Origin of the sequence: Eubacterium sp. An3 (assembly GCF_002159465.1) — a bacterium.
GTDB classification, from domain to species: domain Bacteria; phylum Bacillota; class Clostridia; order Lachnospirales; family Lachnospiraceae; genus Anaerobutyricum; species Anaerobutyricum stercoris.
Map to the genome: position 1 here is coordinate 123,531 of NZ_NFIR01000003.1, position 20,584 is coordinate 144,114.

18 protein-coding genes and 1 riboswitch are annotated in these 20,584 nt (G+C 47.6%); of the genes, 8 read left to right on the forward strand and 10 right to left on the reverse strand.

The window, feature by feature from the left end; genetic code table 11:
- Positions 1 to 61: 61 nt before the first annotated feature.
- The 4 genes from B5F87_RS04880 to B5F87_RS04900 all read right to left on the reverse strand — a co-directional run bounded on the left by B5F87_RS04880 (position 62) and on the right by B5F87_RS04900 (position 5,634).
- A complete protein-coding gene (locus B5F87_RS04880) occupies positions 62 to 742 on the reverse strand; it encodes a stage II sporulation protein R (protein ID WP_158096958.1) in 681 nt (226 codons plus the stop codon).
- A gap of 227 nt (positions 743 to 969) precedes the next feature.
- On the reverse strand, positions 970 to 1,923 hold the full coding sequence (locus tag B5F87_RS04885; protein WP_087277661.1) for a hypothetical protein: 954 nt from the start codon (positions 1,921 to 1,923) through the stop codon (positions 970 to 972).
- Between the two features lie 259 nt (positions 1,924 to 2,182).
- On the reverse strand, positions 2,183 to 4,096 hold the full coding sequence (locus B5F87_RS04895; protein ID WP_087277667.1) for a GerAB/ArcD/ProY family transporter: 1,914 nt from the start codon (positions 4,094 to 4,096) through the stop codon (positions 2,183 to 2,185).
- Positions 4,093 to 5,634 carry a spore germination protein gene (locus tag B5F87_RS04900; protein ID WP_087278001.1) on the reverse strand — a complete coding sequence of 514 codons (1,542 nt, stop codon included), beginning with the start codon at positions 5,632 to 5,634 and terminating at the stop codon, positions 4,093 to 4,095. The genes B5F87_RS04895 and B5F87_RS04900 overlap by 4 nt, the downstream gene beginning before the upstream one ends.
- Positions 5,635 to 5,807: 173 nt before the next feature.
- On the opposite strand from B5F87_RS04900, the gene ispE reads away from it, so the two are divergent.
- The gene (gene ispE, locus B5F87_RS04905) at positions 5,808 to 6,704 is read left to right on the forward strand and encodes a 4-(cytidine 5'-diphospho)-2-C-methyl-D-erythritol kinase (protein ID WP_087277670.1); all 897 of its coding nucleotides are present in this window, start codon (positions 5,808 to 5,810) and stop codon (positions 6,702 to 6,704) included.
- A gap of 52 nt (positions 6,705 to 6,756) precedes the next feature.
- Positions 6,757 to 7,434 (forward strand): GntR family transcriptional regulator, encoded by a 678-nt coding sequence (locus B5F87_RS04910; protein ID WP_087277673.1) that lies wholly within the window; start codon positions 6,757 to 6,759, stop codon positions 7,432 to 7,434.
- 169 nt (positions 7,435 to 7,603) lie between these two features.
- On the opposite strand, the gene B5F87_RS04915 is transcribed toward B5F87_RS04910, so the two are convergent.
- From B5F87_RS04915 to B5F87_RS04925, 3 genes are all read right to left on the reverse strand, one after another.
- Entirely contained in the window at positions 7,604 to 8,230 is a 627-nt protein-coding gene (locus B5F87_RS04915; protein WP_343215726.1) for an ECF transporter S component, read from the reverse strand.
- A gap of 151 nt (positions 8,231 to 8,381) precedes the next feature.
- A riboswitch (FMN riboswitch) is annotated at positions 8,382 to 8,529 on the reverse strand.
- Between the two features lie 56 nt (positions 8,530 to 8,585).
- A complete protein-coding gene (locus B5F87_RS04920) occupies positions 8,586 to 10,160 on the reverse strand; it encodes an SPOCS domain-containing protein (RefSeq protein WP_087277676.1) in 1,575 nt (524 codons plus the stop codon).
- Positions 10,161 to 10,289: 129 nt separating this feature from the next.
- Positions 10,290 to 10,745 (reverse strand): protease complex subunit PrcB family protein, encoded by a 456-nt coding sequence (locus tag B5F87_RS04925; RefSeq protein WP_087277679.1) that lies wholly within the window; start codon positions 10,743 to 10,745, stop codon positions 10,290 to 10,292.
- Between the two features lie 160 nt (positions 10,746 to 10,905).
- Here B5F87_RS04925 and B5F87_RS04930 point away from each other — a divergent pair, with 160 nt between their 5' ends.
- The 6 genes from B5F87_RS04930 to B5F87_RS04955 all read left to right on the forward strand — a co-directional run bounded on the left by B5F87_RS04930 (position 10,906) and on the right by B5F87_RS04955 (position 17,259).
- Positions 10,906 to 12,258, forward strand: a complete 1,353-nt coding sequence (locus B5F87_RS04930) for a CCA tRNA nucleotidyltransferase (RefSeq protein ID WP_087277682.1) — start codon at positions 10,906 to 10,908, stop codon at positions 12,256 to 12,258.
- 104 nt (positions 12,259 to 12,362) lie between these two features.
- Positions 12,363 to 13,349: a phosphotransferase gene (locus tag B5F87_RS04935; protein WP_158096959.1), complete on the forward strand. Its 987-nt coding sequence runs from the start codon at positions 12,363 to 12,365 to the stop codon at positions 13,347 to 13,349.
- A gap of 71 nt (positions 13,350 to 13,420) precedes the next feature.
- Complete coding sequence (dnaX, locus tag B5F87_RS04940) at positions 13,421 to 15,094, forward strand: DNA polymerase III subunit gamma/tau (RefSeq protein WP_087277688.1); 1,674 nt, start codon at positions 13,421 to 13,423, stop codon at positions 15,092 to 15,094.
- A gap of 43 nt (positions 15,095 to 15,137) precedes the next feature.
- The gene (locus tag B5F87_RS04945) at positions 15,138 to 15,491 is read left to right on the forward strand and encodes a YbaB/EbfC family nucleoid-associated protein (protein WP_087277691.1); all 354 of its coding nucleotides are present in this window, start codon (positions 15,138 to 15,140) and stop codon (positions 15,489 to 15,491) included.
- A complete protein-coding gene (recR, locus tag B5F87_RS04950) occupies positions 15,491 to 16,090 on the forward strand; it encodes a recombination mediator RecR (RefSeq protein ID WP_087277694.1) in 600 nt (199 codons plus the stop codon). The genes B5F87_RS04945 and recR overlap by 1 nt, the downstream gene beginning before the upstream one ends.
- Positions 16,091 to 16,185: 95 nt before the next feature.
- Positions 16,186 to 17,259, forward strand: coding sequence for an ATP-dependent 6-phosphofructokinase (locus tag B5F87_RS04955; protein WP_087277696.1), 1,074 nt, complete (start codon positions 16,186 to 16,188; stop codon positions 17,257 to 17,259).
- A 227-nt stretch (positions 17,260 to 17,486) separates the two neighbouring features.
- Here B5F87_RS04955 and B5F87_RS04960 read toward each other — a convergent pair whose 3' ends face one another.
- The 3 genes from B5F87_RS04960 to B5F87_RS04970 all read right to left on the reverse strand — a co-directional run bounded on the left by B5F87_RS04960 (position 17,487) and on the right by B5F87_RS04970 (position 20,555).
- A complete protein-coding gene (locus B5F87_RS04960) occupies positions 17,487 to 18,518 on the reverse strand; it encodes a rhomboid family intramembrane serine protease (protein ID WP_158096960.1) in 1,032 nt (343 codons plus the stop codon).
- 169 nt (positions 18,519 to 18,687) lie between these two features.
- Positions 18,688 to 20,043: a DUF6382 domain-containing protein gene (locus B5F87_RS04965; protein ID WP_087277702.1), complete on the reverse strand. Its 1,356-nt coding sequence runs from the start codon at positions 20,041 to 20,043 to the stop codon at positions 18,688 to 18,690.
- Positions 20,034 to 20,555 carry a hypothetical protein gene (locus B5F87_RS04970; protein ID WP_087277705.1) on the reverse strand — a complete coding sequence of 174 codons (522 nt, stop codon included), beginning with the start codon at positions 20,553 to 20,555 and terminating at the stop codon, positions 20,034 to 20,036. Before B5F87_RS04970 ends, B5F87_RS04965 begins: the two co-directional genes overlap by 10 nt.
- Positions 20,556 to 20,584 lie beyond the last annotated feature (29 nt).

Here is a 20,584-nt window from a genome sequence, read left to right on the forward strand (position 1 = left end):
GCCGATTTCCCTTCCGGCAAGCCTGCCGCCGCCTTCCGCATTTTCATCAGCCGGACAGCCATCAGGACGCCAGCTCTGAAAACCACTCCAGTATCCTTATCCGAAAGCGTCCCTTTTTTCCAAAAAGTACCTGACTTTCTTTCCTGGAAAGATCTCTTTCCACGTCTTCTCCGCCCTTTTCTGACAGAGCGGAAGATTCCTCTGCATTATAACATAGTTCCGGGTAAATTGCACACCACCAGTTATGTCCTTGGGCCGCTCCGATGTCCACCCGCAGCGCCTCATAAACGCCCGCCGGGAAGAACATTTTCCCGTACCTGCGCGCCGGAAATCTCTCCTGCACCACAGACACCCTGACGGCATCTTCGCTGCCGTTTTCCCTAAGGGTTTCCGCCGCCGTCTGCACAATATCGGGAAGCATTTTTTCCACCTCCGTTTTCAGTTCCCCGGCACTCTCCGCCCGGTCAGCAGCAGGCCGCAGCACCGCAAGCACCTCGTCCCGCACTTTAAGCTTCAGTTCCTGCTCCTCCGCCCCGTCTGACGCCGCTCTCACATGAAAGCGCAGCGCGGAATCATAAATCTGAAAATGATTTTCCATATAAATCTGATACAGCAGCACTGCCGTAAGCAGGAAAAGGATCGCCATGGCTGTGCGGAGCATGATTCGAGACGCTGCCACCACCGTACGGGCCACAGCCGCCCGCAGGCGAATTCTGCCCGCGCAGCTTGTTTTGTCTGTCATATGTTTTATTCTTGCATTTCGTTTTGTCTTTATATTCCATTTCGTTTTTATGTTCCATTTTGTTTTTGCATTCATAGGAAAAGGATAGACAGAAAATGAGAGCTTTAAACTGCCGGACGGGCAGCGCGGCAAAAAAGAACAGAAAACACAAGAAGGAGCACCCGGAACCGGGCCTCCCTCCTTTGCAGCCGGAAATGTATTCCGGTCATTGGTATTTATTTTTACAATTATTGTCCTGCAGAAGACAGAATGCTCTCTGCCGCCAGCCATTTTTCCACCTGGGAGACATCCACCTTCAATACGCTTGCAATCACATCTTCCTCCATTCCGATCCGGGCCATCTCCACCGCGGTTTCTCTGGCCTTTTTCAGCTCTCCGGCCTTTTTGCCCCTGGCTTCTCCCGCCGCAAAGGCTTCTTCCTGCTGTTTTCTTCTATGAATCGTATCGTCAAAAATCACATCCAGCATACTTGTCACCTCCTCCTGTCTGCTGAGAAGATACTCCTTTAAAATATTATGATCTATACAGTATCTGAATAATTCTTCTGCCGCTTTACTTGTTCTTCCGTACTTTTGAAAAAAATATTTTACCTGCTTTGTAAAAGAAATATACTGGCTTAGAATATCCTTTTCTTCTTTTCCATTATATATCATGTGCACAGCCAGTTCAACATCTTTACAGGCGCCGTGGAATATGTGTTCAGAGAGTTTTAGCACCGCCGGTCTGCTTTTGCGCTCCCCTGTATAAACTACATATAACTCCGGTATCGGCAAATTCAAATCTTTTGACGAAAACACATCCAGACCATTCTGAGCAATATAATTCTTCCAGATTTCTGCCAGATATATGAATATCCGAATTACGATATTCTCGCTCCACGTCGTCTGAGCCTCTATCATAATAAGAAACTTACCGCCTATGTACATGCCCAGATCGTTTCTGATGCCATTCGTTATCTCTTTTGTGATAGTCAGATATGAAATATCCGCTTCTGTTGCCGTTGTATCCTCCGGATGCAATATCCGGTATAACTGCAGCGCATATTTGGGCTCGAGAAACAGATGTCTGAATACACTGTCTCTCACCGTATGCTTTGGTATCTTGTCGTTATTATCATTTATCGATGCGGTACTTTGTGGATTATTTATCTTTTTGTTCAGAATTGTATCTGTATAATCCAAAACTTCACCCCGCATTTTTTATTTACAATTGCAATTGTATTTTTATTATATAATAAATATCAGATTTATCAATACTTTTTTTATAAAAACATTCTTTATTATATATAATCAGGGCTCGCATATTTTTCTGTATAACATGCATATTAATACTTCCATTTTTTAAATCGGACAGGGGAAGTTCCTTCCCCCTCCGATTAGCGCGATTCGCCGAGCTCATGTCAAAGCCGTTTGCTGTCCGCTGCACATCGGGCGTCTGCTCTCACTCCGGCAGCCGGTACCCCCGTTTCAGCACCAGCCGTCTCCATTGGATTTTGGTCTGGTAGAGATAAATGTCTTTTTCGCCCCCGGACTTTGCCTTGAGAACTTCAATGGGGGTGCGGCAATAGATGCCTCCTTCGCCGGGATTGTTCCATCCAAAAATATGCTGTCCTTCCTGTTCAGTCTGCTCCATGAGGCGGCTGATTTCCTGACCGGCAGCGCCTTCGGGAATATTTTTGATGTCAAGAAGTTCTTCAGGGGTCTGGAGGCAGACGGAGAGCAGGACGTTGGGTGACTTCTGCCAGGAGGCCTCCCATTCTTTTAGAAATGTATCGAGACGCTCCGGATTCCCAATCAGTTTCGGTCCCAGAAATATAGTGTCAATATGATTCCATTCCAGAATGCCTGTCTGCGTTTTGGCAAACTTTTCTTCCATGGCTTCCATATTTTCAGCAGTGAAGTGGATAGTGATACATGGAATACTGTCTTCCTGTGCCTCCATGGACGCCAGGTCTGCTGTAGACAGCCAATATTCATATGTTTCTCCACCATCCTCCACATATAGGGATAAAACATAACTTTTTTCTTCCACATCGGCCTGCCTGCCGCAGCCGGACATGGTAAACATCACCACTAAAACGGCGCCTGCCGCCACAACACGCCGGGGCAGACGACCGCCCGGTTTCCGCAGCAGCGCCAGCAGAGGCAGCAAGAGCAACAGAGGGAAATCAATCCATTTCTTATAAAAAACAAACCATGTAAGAAGCCAGGATCCATCCTGTCCCGCCACAAGACAGGAAATGAGAAGCATAAGAGTTATGACAGCAGCAGTAATGACAGAAACTCTCAGGCGAAGAGTTCTGCCGTCCAGGATTTTACCGCCAAAGATTTCCTCGCCTATTTTTCTGCCGTAATACAGGTAACCGCTGAGCACACCCACCAGACAGAGAATCCAGAAGACTGCCAGCAGTATATCAAACCGCTCCAGAAAACCGCCCGGCAGCCGGATCAGCTGCATTACTTTGATGACCGGCCATGGGGAGGCGGCGGTGAGCTCGCCGCCCAGATTCTCTATGGTCACAAACCAAAGGAGAAGGTTCCAGATAAAAACGCCCGCCACCGCGCGCCAGACAAAGGCTTTCCGTTTTTTCCACCAGGAATCCGGAGATATTTCTTTTCCGCTCTCCAATTCCTCGGGAACAGGTTCTCTTCCTGCCGCATTTTCTTCGCTGGCTTCCGGTTCTCCGCACGTTTCTCCCTGCTGCGCCCGAGGGCTTTTTTTCGCCCAGAGGTTCTCCGTCACTGCCGGGACCAGAAAGAGGAGAAACTCCAGCGGCGTGGTGCACAGCAGCAGGAGATATCCATTGCCCAGCACTGTTGAGACGGCATCCTGAAACTCTGGCAGATGAAATTTTCCTTCCAGCCCCAGAACTGCAAAGAATATCAGTATGACGAACAGACCCGCAATCCACGGAAAAAGCAGTTCCAGAAAACGCGCCCGTTTCTGCAGGGTTGTCTGGGTGCAGTACCAGAGCAGTAATGCGAAAGGCAGAAGTATCATAAAGAGGCTCACGCCCGGCATGTAAATCTGCTGTATGGACAGACCGAAAAAGTAAAAAAGCGCCAGAGCGTTTATAAAGAGCCGGAACATGTAGAGGATTCCCAGCCATTTGCTTAATACGAATCCGTATCCGGCGGACATTCCTGCAGGATTTCTCTTTTCCAGCCTGTGAATCAGAAACAGCAGCCAGGCGGCAAACAAAAATAATAATCCGCCGTAGAGGATAACGGGAAACAGCCCTTCCGACCGGCTGCCAAGCGCCGCTGCCGCCGGAAATGTAAGGCCCGACGCCCCGATTCCCTCTATATATATCATTCTTGTCAGCTGCCGCTTTGAGATTTTACTTTCATTCAATGATTTCCTTCTCCTTTCTTCTGCGTATCTTGCGATGCCGGTTTTCTTCGTATCCGCCGGCCCTCCCTCGTGAATAACGGCCTTTTTTTCATGAAGCGCAGCGGATAACGCAGATATTCATCTTTTCTGGCGTCATAGTCCAGATGTCCGCCGCACACAGATGGAAGCATGTAGGGAACGCCAAAAGATTCCAGCTGAGCCAGATGAAACAGCAGAGCCGCAAACAACAGCAGATAACCGTAGATTCCCCACAACGCCGCCACAAAGATAAAAAGGAATTTGAGAAGACGGAAAACCGCCCCGAAAGCCTCGCTGGGTACGATAAAAGACGCAATAGCCGTAAAGGAAACCACGATGACCACAATGGTGCTGACGATTCCTGCGTCCACCGCCGCCTGCCCCACGATCAGTCCTCCGACAATGCCGATGGTGCCGCCCAGCTGGCCCGGGATGTGAATGCCTGCCTCGCGGAGCAGTTCAAATTGAAATTCCATCAGCAACACTTCCAGAACAACCGGAATCACTATTCCGGTTCTCGCCTGAGCAATGGACAGCAAAAATGCTGTGGGGAGCATTTCCGTGTGAAATCCGGCAATGGCCACATACAGCCCCGGAAATCCAATGGCAAATACCGCCGCCACAAACCGGAGGATTCTTGCAAAGGAAGCCACCTCGAAACGGCTGTAATAATCGTCGCCCGCCTGAAAAAACATACCGTAGGTCACAGGGAGAAGCAGCACTCCCGGCGAATTATCAACGACCAGTACAATGCGTCCTTCCAACAGCCCGCTGGCAGCTTTGTCCGGACGCTCCGTATGCTGAAACTGCGGAAACGGCGTCCATGGATTTTTCTCCATGAGCTGCTCCACCATCCCTCCGTCAAAAATACCATCCAGGCTGATTTCTTTTACTTTCTTTCGGATTTTATCGAGAAGCTCCGGCTCCACCAGGTCTTCCACGTAACAGATGGCAATATCAGTTTTGGAGCGTTCTCCCACTTTTGTGTGCTCCATTTTCAGCCGCGGATCCCGGATGCGGCGGCGGATCAGCGCCGTGTTGGTGCGGAAATTCTCTGTGAAGCTGTCCTTCGGCCCCCGCATGACCATTTCCTGCTGCGTCTCTCCCACACCCCGGCTGGGAAAATTCTTGGTGGACAGTGACACCGCCTTCTCGCAGCCTTCCACCAGCAGAAGAGAATTGCCCGACAAAATGTCCGTCAGGGCATCCTCATATGTCTCCACACTCTTCCAGTCCACCGTTTCCAGCACATGATTTTCCACAAAAGACAGCAGATTATTCCTGCCCTCCAGGACTGTCTCCTGCAACGGGCGGATCACAAAATCCTGCAGAGTCTGAGAGTCGGTCAGCCCGTCCACATAGATGGCCACCGCCCTTGTTTTACCATCGCCGGCGTAAAACACATTTTTTACCATGTCTCCGCTGTTCTCCAGCGCTTTTTCCAGGAATGCATAATCCAGATCAAAATTGTTCTGCAGCCTCCCTTTTATTTTCTGATTTCTTCCGTATACCGTATCCATAATTTCTCCTTCTCCGGAAATATAAATATCGTAAAACAGCATTTTCCTGTAGTATCTGTCGATAATGAAAAAATATACCTGTAATCTCTTGCACTTCTTCCGCTTCTTTTCTTGATTTTTGCCCAAAATAAGATATAATTCATGTATACAAGATACACAGGAGGAACAATTTTATGGCACAACCCTTACATTTGAAAGCCTATGGAAAGGTGAATCTCGGGCTGGACGTTATCCGAAGACGGGAAGATGGATACCACGAAGTGCGAATGATCATGCAGACGGTCAAGCTTTACGACCGGATTATTTTGGAACGGAATCATTCCGGCAATATTTCTCTGCGGACAAATCTGCCGTATCTTCCTGTTAATGAAAAAAATCTTGTTTACCGCGCCATTGATATCATACGCCGGGAGTATGGCATCAAGGACGGGGTCAGCGCAAATATCATAAAACGAATCCCTGTAGCCGCCGGAATGGCAGGCGGAAGTACCGACGCGGCTGCCGCTTTTGTGGGGATGAATCAACTTTTCTCCCTGAACATCACACAGGAAAAGCTCATGGAATACGGCGTCTCCCTGGGGGCAGATATTCCTTACTGCATCATGCGGGGAACGGCCCTCTCCGAAGGTATCGGGGAGATTCTCACCCCTCTGCCTCCGGTTCCCGGCTGCTGGTTTCTCATAGTTAAACCGGGATTTTCCATGTCCACAAAGTTTGTCTATGAACATCTGACTCTGGATGAACATACAGCCCACCCTGATATTGACGGTATGGTCAGCGCTCTTAAAAACCACGATCTCACCGGCGTCACCGACCGCATGGGAAATGTACTGGAACAGGTGACGAAGCAGCATTATCCTGCCATTGACGAGTTGAAAACCATCATGAAGAAAAACGGCGCTCTGAACGCTTTGATGAGCGGCAGCGGCCCGACCGTTTTTGGTATTTTCACTTCAAAAGAAGAAGCGGAACATGCCGCCAGGGCATGCCGGCGTCACCCGGCTGTACGGCAGACCGCCGTGGTCCGGCCTTTTAACAAATCACTGCATCCGAGACCGGCGGCACATTGATACATTTTTTATCGTAAAGCACTAAAAATCACACACAAACAGGAGACTTCATATGAATCAGAATCAGGACCATTTAAAAGATACCATGAATGAATATCTTCCTCTCCGGGACGTGGTTTTCAACACCCTTCGCCGCGCCATCATTACCGGCGAATTCGCCCCGGGAGAGCGTCTGATGGAGATTTCTCTCGCCAACCGTCTGGGCGTCAGCCGCACACCGGTGCGGGAGGCCATCCGGAAGCTGGAGCTGGAGGGACTTGTCATCATGATTCCCCGGAAAGGCGCGCAGGTGGCGAAGATTACGGAAAAAAGCCTCCGGGACGTTATAGAAATCCGCTGTGTGCTGGAGGAGTTTGCCGCCTCTCTCGCCTGCGAGCGGATTACCGAGGAAGGGAAAGAGAAATTAAAAGAGGCGCACCGGCAGTTTGTCGAGGCCGCTCAGACCAATGATATTATCGACATTGTGGAGAAGGACGAGCAGTTTCACGACGCTATTTTTCAGGCGACCTGCAATGACAGACTGATCACCATCATCAACAATCTTCGGGAACAGTTCTACCGCTACCGCATGGAATATGTCAAGGATATCGAGCAGCATTCCGTGCTGGTGACGGAACATGAACAACTGCTTCACGCCATCTTCAACCAGGACAGCGAGACCGCCAAACAGATCATGCGGACCCACCTGAAGAACCAGCAGGAAGGCGTTATTCAGGCAATACAAGAGTAAGCCGGGAGAAAGATTTCCCCGGCATCCGGCTGATAACATTTAAACCTATTACAGCAAAAAAGGCTTCCGCCTTTCGGAAATCTCAGAAAATGTGTTCTTAGATTCCGGGGCGAAAGCCTTTTATTATGTCTTTCTTATCTCTGCCTGCGTATCATATTTTACATCGCATCTATCTGCTTAAAAAGCTGTGCAGAAAATTGGAAATTCTTTTGTAAATGTAAAATGTAACAAGACCATTGATACCCGCTTTGATCACGTTAAATGCAATGATAAACGGCATCAGGCTCCAGACTGTTCCGGTCGGAACGCCCATGAAAGCCGGGGTAATGATCATGTTGGCCGGTATCATGATGAGCGCCATCACTGCCATACCTGCCAGAAGTCCGATCAATGCCGTCCGTCTTGTTTTTCTGCTGTAATATACAGTACCCGCTGTCACCACCAGAGCACTCGTAGCGATGATATGCATCAGAATGCCGTAAAATCCGCTGCCGGCGCTGACTGTCAATCCCTGTACAACAGAAGTCACTACGGTAAGCATCAGTCCGGCTGCCGGACCAAATGCAAAGGTACCGATAAGAATCGGAATATCCGCCGGATCATATTCCAGGAATGGAACCATCGGCATGATCGGGAAATGAACCAGATAAACAAGTGCCACTGAAATTGCCACCATCATTGCCATGGTCACCATTTTCTTCGTTTTGCCGACGCCTTCCAGGGCTCCGGCTCCTGCCTGCGGGTGTACTTCTGCTTTTGCGCGTGCCTGCGGGCGGCGCATCCTTTCGTCTGACATTGCAAATTCCTCCTCAAAAATAATATTTTCGAAGAATCTGCCAGGTATTTCGCTGATTGAAGTTTTTGTGGAACGGAAATCCCGATGGAACTGCCGCCAATAAAAAAAGTCCTGAAATATAAATTTCAGGACAACAAAAAAACATAATCAACTATCGTTTCTTTCATCCGGACTATACCGTTGGTATGGGATTCTAACCCATTCAACCTCAGCGCGCATACGCACGCTTTCGGCTCGTGGACTTAAGGTCTTGGCCTGTCACCACCAGTGAGGAATCTCACCTCGCCCTGAAACAGATTTTTCTGATTCCTATCATAGCACTATTCTATGATTTCGTCAACTGTTCCAGTGAAATTTACTCCCCGATGACCGCATCCATAGCTTTAATAAGAAACAGTTTTCGTCCGGTTTCCAGCGGTTCCTCCACATTTTCATTATACTGCCGGATTTTTTCTATGGTAGTTCCATAACGTTTAGCGATCATCCACAGCGTGTCGCCTGGTTTTACCACATAACCGGTTATGGACGGAATCTGTGCCAGCTCCTCGTCATCATACGGCAGCTCTTCCACATCTTCAATCATATCTATATCCATTTGGGCAAATCCAGTCACATATATGCCTGCCACCGCGCGGATTTCCAGCTCGTTTCCATCCACCACATAACCGCCAATCTGTTCCAGAACCCCGCGGATCTCACAACGGTTAGACGGACTGACCGACTGCGTTTCAACCAGATATTCAAATGGAATCACCACTTCCTTTGCCTGCATCGGCGTGCCGTCATCTCCCGCAATATAAAGCACCCTGCAGAAAATCAGCCCCTCCGTAGCGATGCCGTTTTCCTCAAATCTAACATCTTCGATTTTTACTGTTCCTTCTACATTGAGTATCTGCAGCAGCTTATAAGGATTTCCCTCGGAATTTACCCGGTATGTTATTTTGGTCTTTGCATTATTCTGGAATATGAGATTTTCAAATTTTACCGGTCTTGTCTTTAACCGCAGTTTACGGTTATTGGCATACATATCTTTTAACACCGGCATCTGCAATTCCTTATATGCCTTCAAATCCAGCTCGAGAACCGCATCCACTTCCACATTCCGCGGCTCCCCATCTTCATCCGGCTTTATGACAGACTGGTGACTGCCCAGAGTCACCGCAATATTTCCAATCAGATTTTCCTGGCTGTCAGAACATTCCAGTTCATTGGTAAATGGAATCTCCCAGTCATAATATTGTACCGGCTCCTGCTCCTCCTCACTCTGGTACAGTATAAACAGAAAAAGCTCTCCCCTGATCAGAAGCTTTCCTTCCATCATCCGCACATCCACATCCCGAAGCTGCATGGAGTTCCACAGGATTTCCCGGATATTCGGCTTTCCTGCCGGCAGTGTCACGTCCGCCCGTATTCGCTGAATATCCTTTTTGTAGAGAACCACTTCCGTCATCGGCGTGGATTCATAAAGACACTGTACTTTATCTTTTTGTTCTACTCCCACGCTGCACTCCACAAACTTAGTCTCAGAAATATGTATGTGGAAAAACAATACGGAGCGCACACCACATTTTCTTGAATTGATGACAGAGACAGTCAGGTCTTCCAAATCCACCGATACTTTCGCTGCATCCGTGGGCTGAGTACCCTCCACGTTCATAAATTCTTCCAGAGCGAACTCATGCTCCATACAGGAGATTTTTTGCTCTTTTTCCGCGCTGAGATACAATATCTGAACCAAAAACATCCCCCGGATACGGATGCGGTCCGTCAGCATTTCAATCTCATCAACATGAACCTCTCCTCGGCTCTCCACCACCTTTTCCACATCCGGCTTTGTATCCGGCACATTCATATCCTGATCTATGGTAATCTGTACATTTTTTTCCAGCTTTAAAATACCGGACTGTACCGTTTTCTTTTCAATCTTCATAAAATCCTCCCTTATACCTTTCTATGCATTATATGCGAGGGAATCCTGCGATATGCACAGGAATCCCGGATCATGTTCCTCCCCGAAACTCCCGCCTCTCCGTCACCGTTATATATGAATCTCCTTTTATCAGTCCTCAATCACGCAGAAAACATCCATCTGCTGACACCGCACCACAATATATGGGTAGGTGTCCGTCTCTACGATATCTTCCCCGGCGGCCGGTCCCATGAGCTGTGTCCGGAGAAAAAGCGTTTCTTCGCTGCGCCAGCAATCTTCAATTTTGACACTGTATCCACTGTAAGCTCTTTTCCCGTAGCAAACTACAAGATAAATGTACCGGGAATTCCTGTAAGTAAATGTACCGGGATTTTTTTTCTTTTCTTCCAGAAGAGTTTTCAGCTGATCGGGAAGATTACTGTCTTTACAAATAACATATTCCACATTTTTCTTCTGCCCGTTCAGATTCAGCGTCCTGACACACCCCCAGGCAGCCAGGCAGAGAACGGCCGTCATACACAGAATAACGGCGATGCGCGCTGCCGCACATGCGCATCCCGGTTTCGGCAAGTTTCTTTTTATCATGGGAAACCTCCCGTTTTTGATTCATGTTCACATAGATCCCGCTTATACGTACAATCTCGCTTATATATATGCAAATCCCCCTTAGCAAATACCGGAAAATGTGGTATGATTGTTTTTAAAAGTGCTGAAAGATATTTTATTATGACAGGAGGGTTTTCCCATGAAATTATATATTCCAAAACAGGCTGCCAGCATCATACAGACCCTCTCTTCCCATGGCTACGAAGCCTTTGTGGTGGGCGGCTGCGTCCGGGACTCCATTCTCGGCAAGACGCCTTCTGACTGGGACATCACCACTTCTGCCCGGCCGGAACAAGTGAAGGCTCTCTTTGCCAAAACCATCGACACCGGCATCAAACACGGTACGGTCACGGTGATGATGGACAAAGTGGGCTACGAAGTAACCACCTACCGCATTGACGGAACCTATGAAGATCACCGCCGTCCCAATGATGTAACCTTCACCACCAGCCTGCGGGAGGATCTGATGCGCCGGGATTTCACCATCAATGCCATGGCCTACAACGATGCGGACGGTCTTATCGACCTGTTCGGAGGCATGGACGATCTTGAAAATAAAGTGATCCGCTGCGTGGGACAGGCGAAAGACCGTTTCGAAGAAGACGCCCTTCGTATGCTGCGTGCCGTCCGTTTTGCCGGACAGCTGAATTTCCGCATTGAACATTCCACCCGGGAGGCCATCGCCGCCTGCTGCGAGAATATCAGGGATGTGAGCGCCGAGCGGATTCAGATGGAGCTGCTGAAGCTTCTGATCTCCGGCCATCCGGAGATCTTGAAGGAGGCATATTCCACAGGACTGACCGCTGTATTCTTTCCGGAATTTGACCGGATGATGGACACGGCGCAGCGGAATCCTCATCACTGTTATTCGGTGGGTGAACACACGCTCCACGCAGTACGCACCATTGAACCCAATCCGGTGCTGCGGCTGACCATGCTGCTTCACGATGTGGGTAAACCTGCTACCAAAACTACAGATGAATATGGTATTGACCACTTTTATAATCACTATAAAGTGGGCGCAGATATGAGCAAAGAGATTCTGAAACGTCTTAAATTTGACAATAAGACCATTCAGATTGTCTGCCAGCTCATTTCTCATCATGATATTCGTTTCAAGGATCCGAAAACCAATGGGCGGCGGCACGTCCGCAAGGTAATGCATTCTATCGGACCGACGCTGTTTCCTTACCTTCTGAAGGTCATGGAAGCCGATGTCCGCTCTCAGAGCGATTATTATCAGGCGGAAAAACTCGCCATCTTAAAAGAAACCTGGGAAGCCTACGAGGAGATTCTTAAAGACCAGGACTGTCTCTCTCTAAAGGATTTGAAGATCAACGGAAATCAGTTAAAGGCACTGGGAATCAGGGAAGGCAAGGTCATTGGAGCGATTCTTAACACTCTTCTTTCCATGGTTCTTGAACATCCGGAATTAAATGAATATTCTTATCTTAAGGAACTTGCTCTTAAGATCTACAGACAGCTCCGCTAACGCGGGGCTGTTTTTACTTTTTACTTTCTGTCATAACCCTCCTGCGCCGGTCATAGGATAGACCATGCCACCGGAAACCTGCTTTTTTGTTTGGAGGGATCATTGTGAATGATAAGTACCGTGAATTGTTAGAGCAGTATGATGTGAAGGTCATTTCCACCTTTCGAAGCCGGGGAACCTTTCAGTGCGAGACTGACCAGGGGCTTGCCCTTTTGAAGGAGTATCACAGTTCCCTCCGAAAGCTCGCCATAGAATATGAATGGAAGGAAAAGCTTTCAGAAGCAGGATTTTCCCTGACGGACCGATATTTTATCTCAAAAGAGAACAGTCTGGTGGTCTATGACCGCTACCATACCCCTTTTGTTTTAAAACATTACTTTCCCGGACGTGAATGCGATCTGCACAGTGAAACAGATGTCTACGCCGCCTGCCGGAATCTGGCGCTTCTTCACAAAACATCTGCCGGTATTTCTGATATACCTTTTGAAAATCCCCGCACCGAACCTGTCTCTCTTATTTTTGCCCGGCGTAATCAGGAACTTCGGACTATCCGGCGCTATATAGGCAAAGTAAACCGTAAAAAAGCCTTTGAGCTGTTATACATGAAGTATTTTCATACGTTTTATGAGGAGGCTGTGCAAGCTTTTGATACGCTGCAGCAGATGGACCTGAAGGATGATTCCTCAGCCTGCGGAGTCTGCCACGGCGCCTACCATCACCATAACATTTTAATACTCCCGGACGGCACGGTGGCCACCGTGGGTTTTGAATCCATCTGCTATCAGCCTTACCTCATGGATCTCTATTTGTTCCTGCGCAAAACCATGGAAAAAAATCATTATGACTGGCGGCTTTTTGAGCGGGGAATAGCCGGATATTCAGAGCAGCGTTCCATAGATATCCATGACCTTCGCTTTCTCTATCTTCTCTTTTTATATCCGGAAAAATTCTGGAAGATTTCCAATCAGTATTACAATCACCGAAAAAGCTGGATTTCTCCGAAGATGCTGGAAAAACTGGAGAAAATTCCTGCACAGAACCAGGAACGACATAGCTTTTTACAGTATTTTTCCCGGTATTTATTGAAATGAAAATTGTCATTCCTGTGTAAATATGCTAAAATGTTCGGGTAATAGATACTTTACTGGGGAGAGTGATTTTCATGGCTTACATGGCTTTATATCGAAAATGGCGCCCGAACGATTTTGATGAGGTTCAGGGTCAGGATGCCATCGTGCGGACTCTGCGCAATGAGATCCTCTATGACAGAATCGGTCACGCATATCTTTTCTGCGGCACAAGGGGAACCGGCAAAACATCCATCGCGAAGCTTTTTGCAAAGGCAGTGAATTGCCAGCATCCGGTGGACGGCAATCCGTGCAATCAGTGTCCGTCCTGCCAGGCCATCAATAATCAGAGTTCTCTGGATGTTCTGGAGATTGACGCCGCTTCCAACAACGGAGTGGATCATATCCGGGAAATCCGTGAGCAGGTGCAGTACTCTCCCGTTGAGGGTAAATATAAAGTATATATCATCGACGAAGTTCACATGTTATCTTCCGGCGCCTTCAACGCTCTCTTAAAGACGCTTGAAGAACCGCCGTCCTACGTTATATTTATCCTTGCCACTACTGAAAAACACAAGATTCCGGTGACCATACTCTCCCGGTGCCAGAAATATGATTTCAAACGCATTTCCATCGATACCATCACAAGTCATCTGGTACATTTAATGGAAAAGGAAGGCATTCCTGCCGAGGAGAAGGCTCTCCGTTATATTGCCCGGGCTGCTGATGGTTCCATGCGTGACGCTCTGAGCCTTCTGGATCAGTGCATCGCCTTTTATCTAAACCAGACCCTGACTTACGACAATGTCCTTGAGGTTCTGGGGACCGTGGATACCGCTGTTTTCAGTCAGCTTCTGCGGAATATTCTGGCGCACGACACCATCGCCGTTCTTCATACTGTCGACCAGATGATCACGGAAGGACGGGAATTATCACAATTCCTGGCAGATTTTCTCTGGTATCTCCGCAATCTTCTGATCATCAAGGATCAGAATGGCATGGAGGACAGTCTGGATCTGTCCACGGAATCCATTGCAGTGCTGCAGGAAGAAGCGTCACTGATCGAGACAAACACCCTGCTGCGGTTTATCCGTGTTCTGTCTGACTTATCCGGCCAGATTCGCAATGCCACCCAGAAAAGGATTCTTCTGGAAGTGGGATTTATCCGGCTCTGCACACCGCAGATGGAGACTGATACCGGAAGTCTGCTGGACAGAGTGCATATACTGGAACAGAAAATAGCCGAGGGGATTCCCGTACAGTCGGCCGGTCCGGGCGGATACGGTGCTGCCGGTCCGGGCACAGGCGGTATGGGGGGCAGCGGCGCAGCTTATGGTTCCGGTGCTGCAGGCAATGGCAGTATGAATGGCGGCAGCGAAGATTCTCTTAATTCTTCTGAAAATGCTGCGAACGCCCTTAAGGAGCGGTTTTCTCCGGCGGAGGCCGCCGACTTAAAGGCCATTGCTTCCAGCTGGAACACCATTGTGGCTCAGACCGCCATGCCTATGCAGAAGTTCCTACAGGCCGCCCGCATTGCGGTTTCGGAGGACAGCAGCATTATTCAGCTGGTTTTTGAGCGGGACGACATTGAGAAAAATTATTTCGAGAGAAATCATCAGCATAATCTGGGAATTCTTTCCGATATTGTCGCTGAACAAACGGGCAAGCGTGTCAAATTTGAATGTTCTGTCCACAATCAGGAAACTGGAGGACAGCCATCCAGCTTTATTGATTTAAGCAAAATTCATCAGACTGTAATCTTTGAATAAATGATTACAAGGGATTCATTTTAATATTTATGGAGGTTTTATTATGGCAAGACGAGGTGGTTTTCCTGGCGGAATGCCGGGAAACATGAATAATCTTATGAAACAGGCACAGAAAATGCAGAAACAGATGGCGGAGACTCAGCAGGCTCTTGAAGAAAAGACCTATGAAGCTTCTGCCGGCGGCGGCGTTGTCTCCGTTACTGTTTCCGGCAAACGTGAAGTGACCGCTGTGAAAATCGCAGAAGAGGTCGTTGATCCTGACGATATCGAAATGCTGGAAGATCTGATCATGGCCGCAGCCAACGAAGCGCTCCGCGCCATGGAGACCGATTCTCAGAATCAGATGGCAAAATTCACCGGTGGTCTTGGCGGCCTTGGCGGAGGTCTTGGCTTCTAATGAATTATTATGGCACTCAGGTTACCAATCTGATCGAAGAGCTGCGCCGTCTGCCGGGTATCGGCAGCAAGTCTGCGCAGCGTCTTGCATTTCACATTATCAACATGCCCGAGGAGCATGTGGAACATCTGGCTGAGGTTCTCGTCAGTGCAAGAAAAAATATTCGTTACTGTAAATGCTGCTGTACACTCACAGACCGGGAAATCTGCCCGATCTGTTCCAGCGACAAACGGGATCACAGCACCATAATGGTGGTAGAACATACGCAGGATCTTGCTGCCTATGAAAAAACCGGGCAGTATAACGGCGTCTACCATGTTCTTCAAGGTACTCTCGTCCCAAGCCTTGGCAAAGGACCTGACGACATCCGTTTCAAAGAGCTTGAAGAACGTCTGGATAATACCCCTGTCAAAGAGCTTATTCTGGCAACCAACTCCAGTCTGGACGGGGAGGCTACCGCCATGTATATCACAAAGAAGGTCAAGCCCAGAGGTATCCGGATTACGCGAATCGCCAGCGGCGTGCCGATCGGCGGCGAGCTGGAATACATCGATGAAGTGACTCTCTCGCGGGCTCTGGATGGCCGGATTGAGCTTTAACTAACCTTTAATACACTTATTAACCAATGGTCCGTGACCTATTCACGCTCCATTCACCTGCTGATTACTCAGATGAAAAGAAAGGAAATGGTACAATGAAGAGAATTGGTATGTTAACAAGCGGGGGAGACTGTCAGAGCTTAAATGCCACCATGCGTGGTGTTGTAAAAGGACTGATTCACCTGGAAGGCAACGTAGAATTTTACGGCTTTGAAGACGGTTATAAAGGGTTAATCTACGGTAATTATAAACGTCTGACTTCCAAAGATTTCTCAGGAATCCTGACACGGGGCGGAACTATCCTCGGAACTTCCAGACAGCCATTTAAATTAATGCGCGTTCCTGATGAAAACGGTGTGGACAAAGTGGAAGCCATGAAATCCACTTATAAATATCTTGATCTCGACTGTCTGGTAGTCCTCGGCGGAAACGGAAGCCAGAAATCCGCCAATATGTTAAGTGAAGAGGGCTTAAATGTTGTATCCCTTCCAAAAACCATCGACAATGATCTGTGGGGAACTGATATGACTTTTGGTTTCCAGAGTGCCGTTGATATCGCAACCAACGCCATCGACTGTATTCATACCACTGCCGCTTCCCATGACCGTGTATTTATTGTTGAGCTCATGGGACACAAAGTTGGCTGGGTAACTTTACATGCCGGTATTGCCGGAGGCGCTGACGTTATTCTGATTCCGGAGATTCCATACAACCTGAATCATGTCATCGAAGCCATCAAACGTCGTTCCGAGCAGGGTAAAGGTTTCACCATCCTTGCGGTGGCAGAAGGCGCCATCTCCAAAGAGGATGCCAAGTTATCCAAAAAACAGTACAAAGAGAAACTGGCTAACCGTCAGCACTCCACTGTAGGTTATGAGCTGGCCGCACAGATCGAGGAAGCAACCGGCCAGGAAGTACGTGTGACTATTCCTGGACATACTCAGAGAGGCGGAAGCCCGGTTCCTTTCGACCGCGTTATCTCCAGCCGTCTGGGTGCTGCTGCTGCCGAACTCATCCATAACGAAGATTACGGCAAAATGGTAATCATGAAAGGTTATGAAGTTTCCTCTATCCCATTGAAAGAAACAGCCGGTAAACTGAAATACGTTTCTCCGGATGATCAGATCGTAAAACAGGCAAAAACTCTCGGTATCTCCTTCGGAGACTGATTTTGCCAAAAATATATCCCGGCGGAGAATTTTTTCTCTGTCGGGATTTTTTTATATAAAAAGAGTTCTGTCTGGCAGAACTCCTAAAAAATGACAGGCTGCCGAAGCAGCCTGCCAAAATCCATTATGAGGGGAGAGGATTTTTATAAGAATTAATCTTACGAGTCATAGTATAAAGAAAAGTTGTGACCGTTGTGTGTTTGAAAACTTACTAAGTTCTGACGAAATCATTTCCGAATTGACAATATTCCAGTTAATACGAATCCACACACAAGACCTCCCACATGAGCTGCATTGTCGACCCCCGTTGTCGTAAAACCATACGACAATGCCGAAACAATAACAAATATCATACCGCTTAGGCCAATCTCTTCCATCCGTTTTCTTTTCTTTTGTACAACATCCTTGATGATTAAAAACAGCAGTCCTCCCATAACGCCAAAAATTGCTCCGGATGCGCCTGCTGACACAGTGTATGGATCTCTTGCCAGTGTGACAAACAACGAGGTTAACGATGCGGCGATCCCTGATCCCAGATATACCGCCAGGTATTTTCCTCCTCCGAGGATTCTCTCCAGTCTCGGACCAATCAAGAGCAGAATGAGCATATTCTGAACGAGATGTTCAACACCAAAATGCATGAATGTTGAGGTGAACAGCCGGTAATATTCGCCCTGTTCAACCACGGCATCCCACACCATAGCGCCATGATCCGCCATAAAAACGGCGTCCATCACATTACCCATAAGGCTCAAAACAAGAAATACCATAATATTTATGCCAACCAGGACTGTATTGACCGGCCGGAACATCCGGCGCAGCTCATTTTTATCTGCAGTTTGTTCCGCCCTCCGATAATCGCCAAGAAATTGCTCCAGGCGATCTTTCATACCATAAAAATCTCCTCTCTGATGCTCATATATAAACAGTCGTCCGCCGCTCATATCCAGACACCAGATATTTGGATACGGCATTATTTCTTCCACCGTTCTTCCTTCCGGCATTCCCCTAAACAGCATCAGCGTAAGTCTTTCTGTTTTCTTCCCCAGACGAATCATGATCTGGTTCTCCAGCCGTCCGATCCGCTCTTCCTGCCGGGCGACCGGCAGCCTGTTCTGCCCGGGCAGCCTCTCCGGTATAATCTCTATCAATTCTATCCTTGTTTCCTTTTCCTTCATCCACAGCAGACCTCCATCGGCCTTGACTCTTACGAATCCCTGCCGGTTCAGAAATCTCTGCAGTTCATTTATAAAATCCATATTACCTCCACTTCCGGCATATTTCTCTCTGCATTTTAACATATTTCGTTTTCTAATACAGTAAAGTATCTTGGAAATGATTATAATAGGATTTTACAAAAAAGCAACCGCAAAATCAGTAGACCTGCCGCAGAACTTTCCACGACCTGTTTTTTACATATAAACTGTTCTACACAAAGCCATCTGTAATTTCAAAACGGTATGTATGCCCGGCAAACCGGAGTACATCTCCGTCTTTTAACTGTACCTGATCATTTTCTATTCTCGTATGATTCACCCATGTTCCATTGGTCGACTGCAGATCCTTTAAAATATAGATGCCCGCCATATCCCCCCGCTCAATAACGGCATGCTTCCTGCTTACCGTATTGTCATAAATAGTCAGCTGATTCAGCCCCTTGTCATTGCCTATATAAAAAGGATAACTCTGAACGGGTATTAACTCTCCGGTGGCTTCCTCCTTTAAAACCGGCTGTTTTCTCTTCATTCCCATATCCAGCCGTACAGTGTCCTCGTCTCCTTCTCCCTCCTGAAAAAAAAGAGCTGTTTCTGCGATCTGTTCTCCACGATCCGGGACTGCCGCTTTTCTCCGGCAGTGTATCTGATAAGTTCCCTCAACCAAAAGCACAGCCAGCAGAACGCCGGCTATCCAGTAGCGGTCATACAGCGGCACATTGCCGCTCCGCATCAAATAAATTCCCAAAGCTGTCACCATTATGGCAGAAGCCGCAGCTGAAACTCCCATAATAATTTCCACGATAAACGGCAATCTTTTCCCTTTCGTCTCCCTTTTTCCCGGATTCATTCTTTTTTCCGGATTTATGTTTTTTTCCGGATTCATTCTTTTTTCTGGATTTATGTTTTTTCCTGGATTCATCGTCCGTTCTTTTTCCGATGGGCCGCTCTCATCTTTCTTGCTTTTTTGTGCAATTTCTTCTGCAAAGAAACTCTCATAAGGAGTGCTTCGCGGAACATCTTCCTCATAATTCAGGCAGTCTTCGATCAGTTTCTCTGAAAACTTTTTGTTTCGTATCATCCAATAAATATGATAAATATAACGTACTGCTTCTGAATCCCCATAATTGATCTCAGACAGCATCCAGGAAAAAAACTGCTGTACTTCCTTCTCCAAATCATGTCTCTCATCCGGGCAGTACATCCACCGAAATCCGTTTTCTCCTGTTCTGTAAATGCATCCCGGCGAAAAATTGATATGTTCCGGGGCCAGCAGGAGTTCATCCAGATCCTTTAAAAGCTGACGCAGACTTTGCAGCAGCATCCTGCAATCCACTTTTGAAAAATTATTTCCATGAGAATTATTTTCTTCGGAAATTTCTTCCAGACTTTTGGTATCAGACAGTTCATACAACAGCTTTATCATTCCATCCTGTTCCCGAAGCAGAACAGGCAGTAAAGTATCCGGATGATTGTATCGGATTGTGTGATATTCAACTGAAAGGAAATACTCATTTTGCACAGAATCTGACACCCTGTATGTATGGAGTCCTTCTTTTTCTATTTCCATTTCAAACTCGCCCCCAATCTCAATTGTTCTTCCCAATTATCCAACGGAGATTCTACCGTACAGGAAAAAGACAACAATTCTCCCATCAGCTTTTCCACACCGGGAAGGGGCCATCGAAAGCATAGCTCTGCTTCCACCTTTACCTGGTTCATGCGGACAGTCACTGAATTTTCTTTCCGTTTGCTGACCAGAAGTCGTTCATCCATTCTGGAAGCCATTCTCTTTTGTGCCTTTCCTTCCATTTCACTCCGGTTTCCTGACACCAAAAAATACACATCCCTCGACAACAGTTTCTTCTCATCATATACACCGGTTATCAGGCTTCCATCTGATTTCCAGGCCGCCGCAGTTTCACTTGCGATACGCATTGCCTCACTTTTAGCCACCGATATATCCAGAAAAAAGAGAAAGAAAAAAACAACTCCCACCAGGATAAAGGATACAGCGGGAACAATCACAGCCGCTTCCACTGTCATCATTCCCTCCTGTTCCCTTAATAATCTTTCCCGCATAACGCTCTGCTTCCTTTCCAAATTCCTTT

What these genes read in the sequence shown, in the direction of transcription:
- B5F87_RS04930 (WP_087277682.1), top strand. Translation starts at nt 10,906, where the DNA reads ATGAAATTATATATTCCAAAACAGGCTGCCAGCATCATACAGACCCTC.
- B5F87_RS04965 (WP_087277702.1), bottom strand. Translation starts at nt 20,043, where the DNA reads ATGGAAATAGAAAAAGAAGGACTCCATACATACAGGGTGTCAGATTCT.
- B5F87_RS04880 (WP_158096958.1), bottom strand. Translation starts at nt 742, where the DNA reads ATGACAGACAAAACAAGCTGCGCGGGCAGAATTCGCCTGCGGGCGGCT.
- B5F87_RS04945 (WP_087277691.1), top strand. Translation starts at nt 15,138, where the DNA reads ATGGCAAGACGAGGTGGTTTTCCTGGCGGAATGCCGGGAAACATGAAT.
- B5F87_RS04925 (WP_087277679.1), bottom strand. Translation starts at nt 10,745, where the DNA reads ATGATAAAAAGAAACTTGCCGAAACCGGGATGCGCATGTGCGGCAGCG.
- B5F87_RS04915 (WP_343215726.1), bottom strand. Translation starts at nt 8,230, where the DNA reads ATGTCAGACGAAAGGATGCGCCGCCCGCAGGCACGCGCAAAAGCAGAA.
- B5F87_RS04900 (WP_087278001.1), bottom strand. Translation starts at nt 5,634, where the DNA reads ATGGATACGGTATACGGAAGAAATCAGAAAATAAAAGGGAGGCTGCAG.
- B5F87_RS04960 (WP_158096960.1), bottom strand. Translation starts at nt 18,518, where the DNA reads ATGGATTTTATAAATGAACTGCAGAGATTTCTGAACCGGCAGGGATTC.
- B5F87_RS04920 (WP_087277676.1), bottom strand. Translation starts at nt 10,160, where the DNA reads ATGAAGATTGAAAAGAAAACGGTACAGTCCGGTATTTTAAAGCTGGAA.
- dnaX (WP_087277688.1), top strand. Translation starts at nt 13,421, where the DNA reads ATGGCTTACATGGCTTTATATCGAAAATGGCGCCCGAACGATTTTGAT.
- B5F87_RS04970 (WP_087277705.1), bottom strand. Translation starts at nt 20,555, where the DNA reads ATGCGGGAAAGATTATTAAGGGAACAGGAGGGAATGATGACAGTGGAA.
- B5F87_RS04910 (WP_087277673.1), top strand. Translation starts at nt 6,757, where the DNA reads ATGAATCAGAATCAGGACCATTTAAAAGATACCATGAATGAATATCTT.
- ispE (WP_087277670.1), top strand. Translation starts at nt 5,808, where the DNA reads ATGGCACAACCCTTACATTTGAAAGCCTATGGAAAGGTGAATCTCGGG.
- B5F87_RS04955 (WP_087277696.1), top strand. Translation starts at nt 16,186, where the DNA reads ATGAAGAGAATTGGTATGTTAACAAGCGGGGGAGACTGTCAGAGCTTA.
- recR (WP_087277694.1), top strand. Translation starts at nt 15,491, where the DNA reads ATGAATTATTATGGCACTCAGGTTACCAATCTGATCGAAGAGCTGCGC.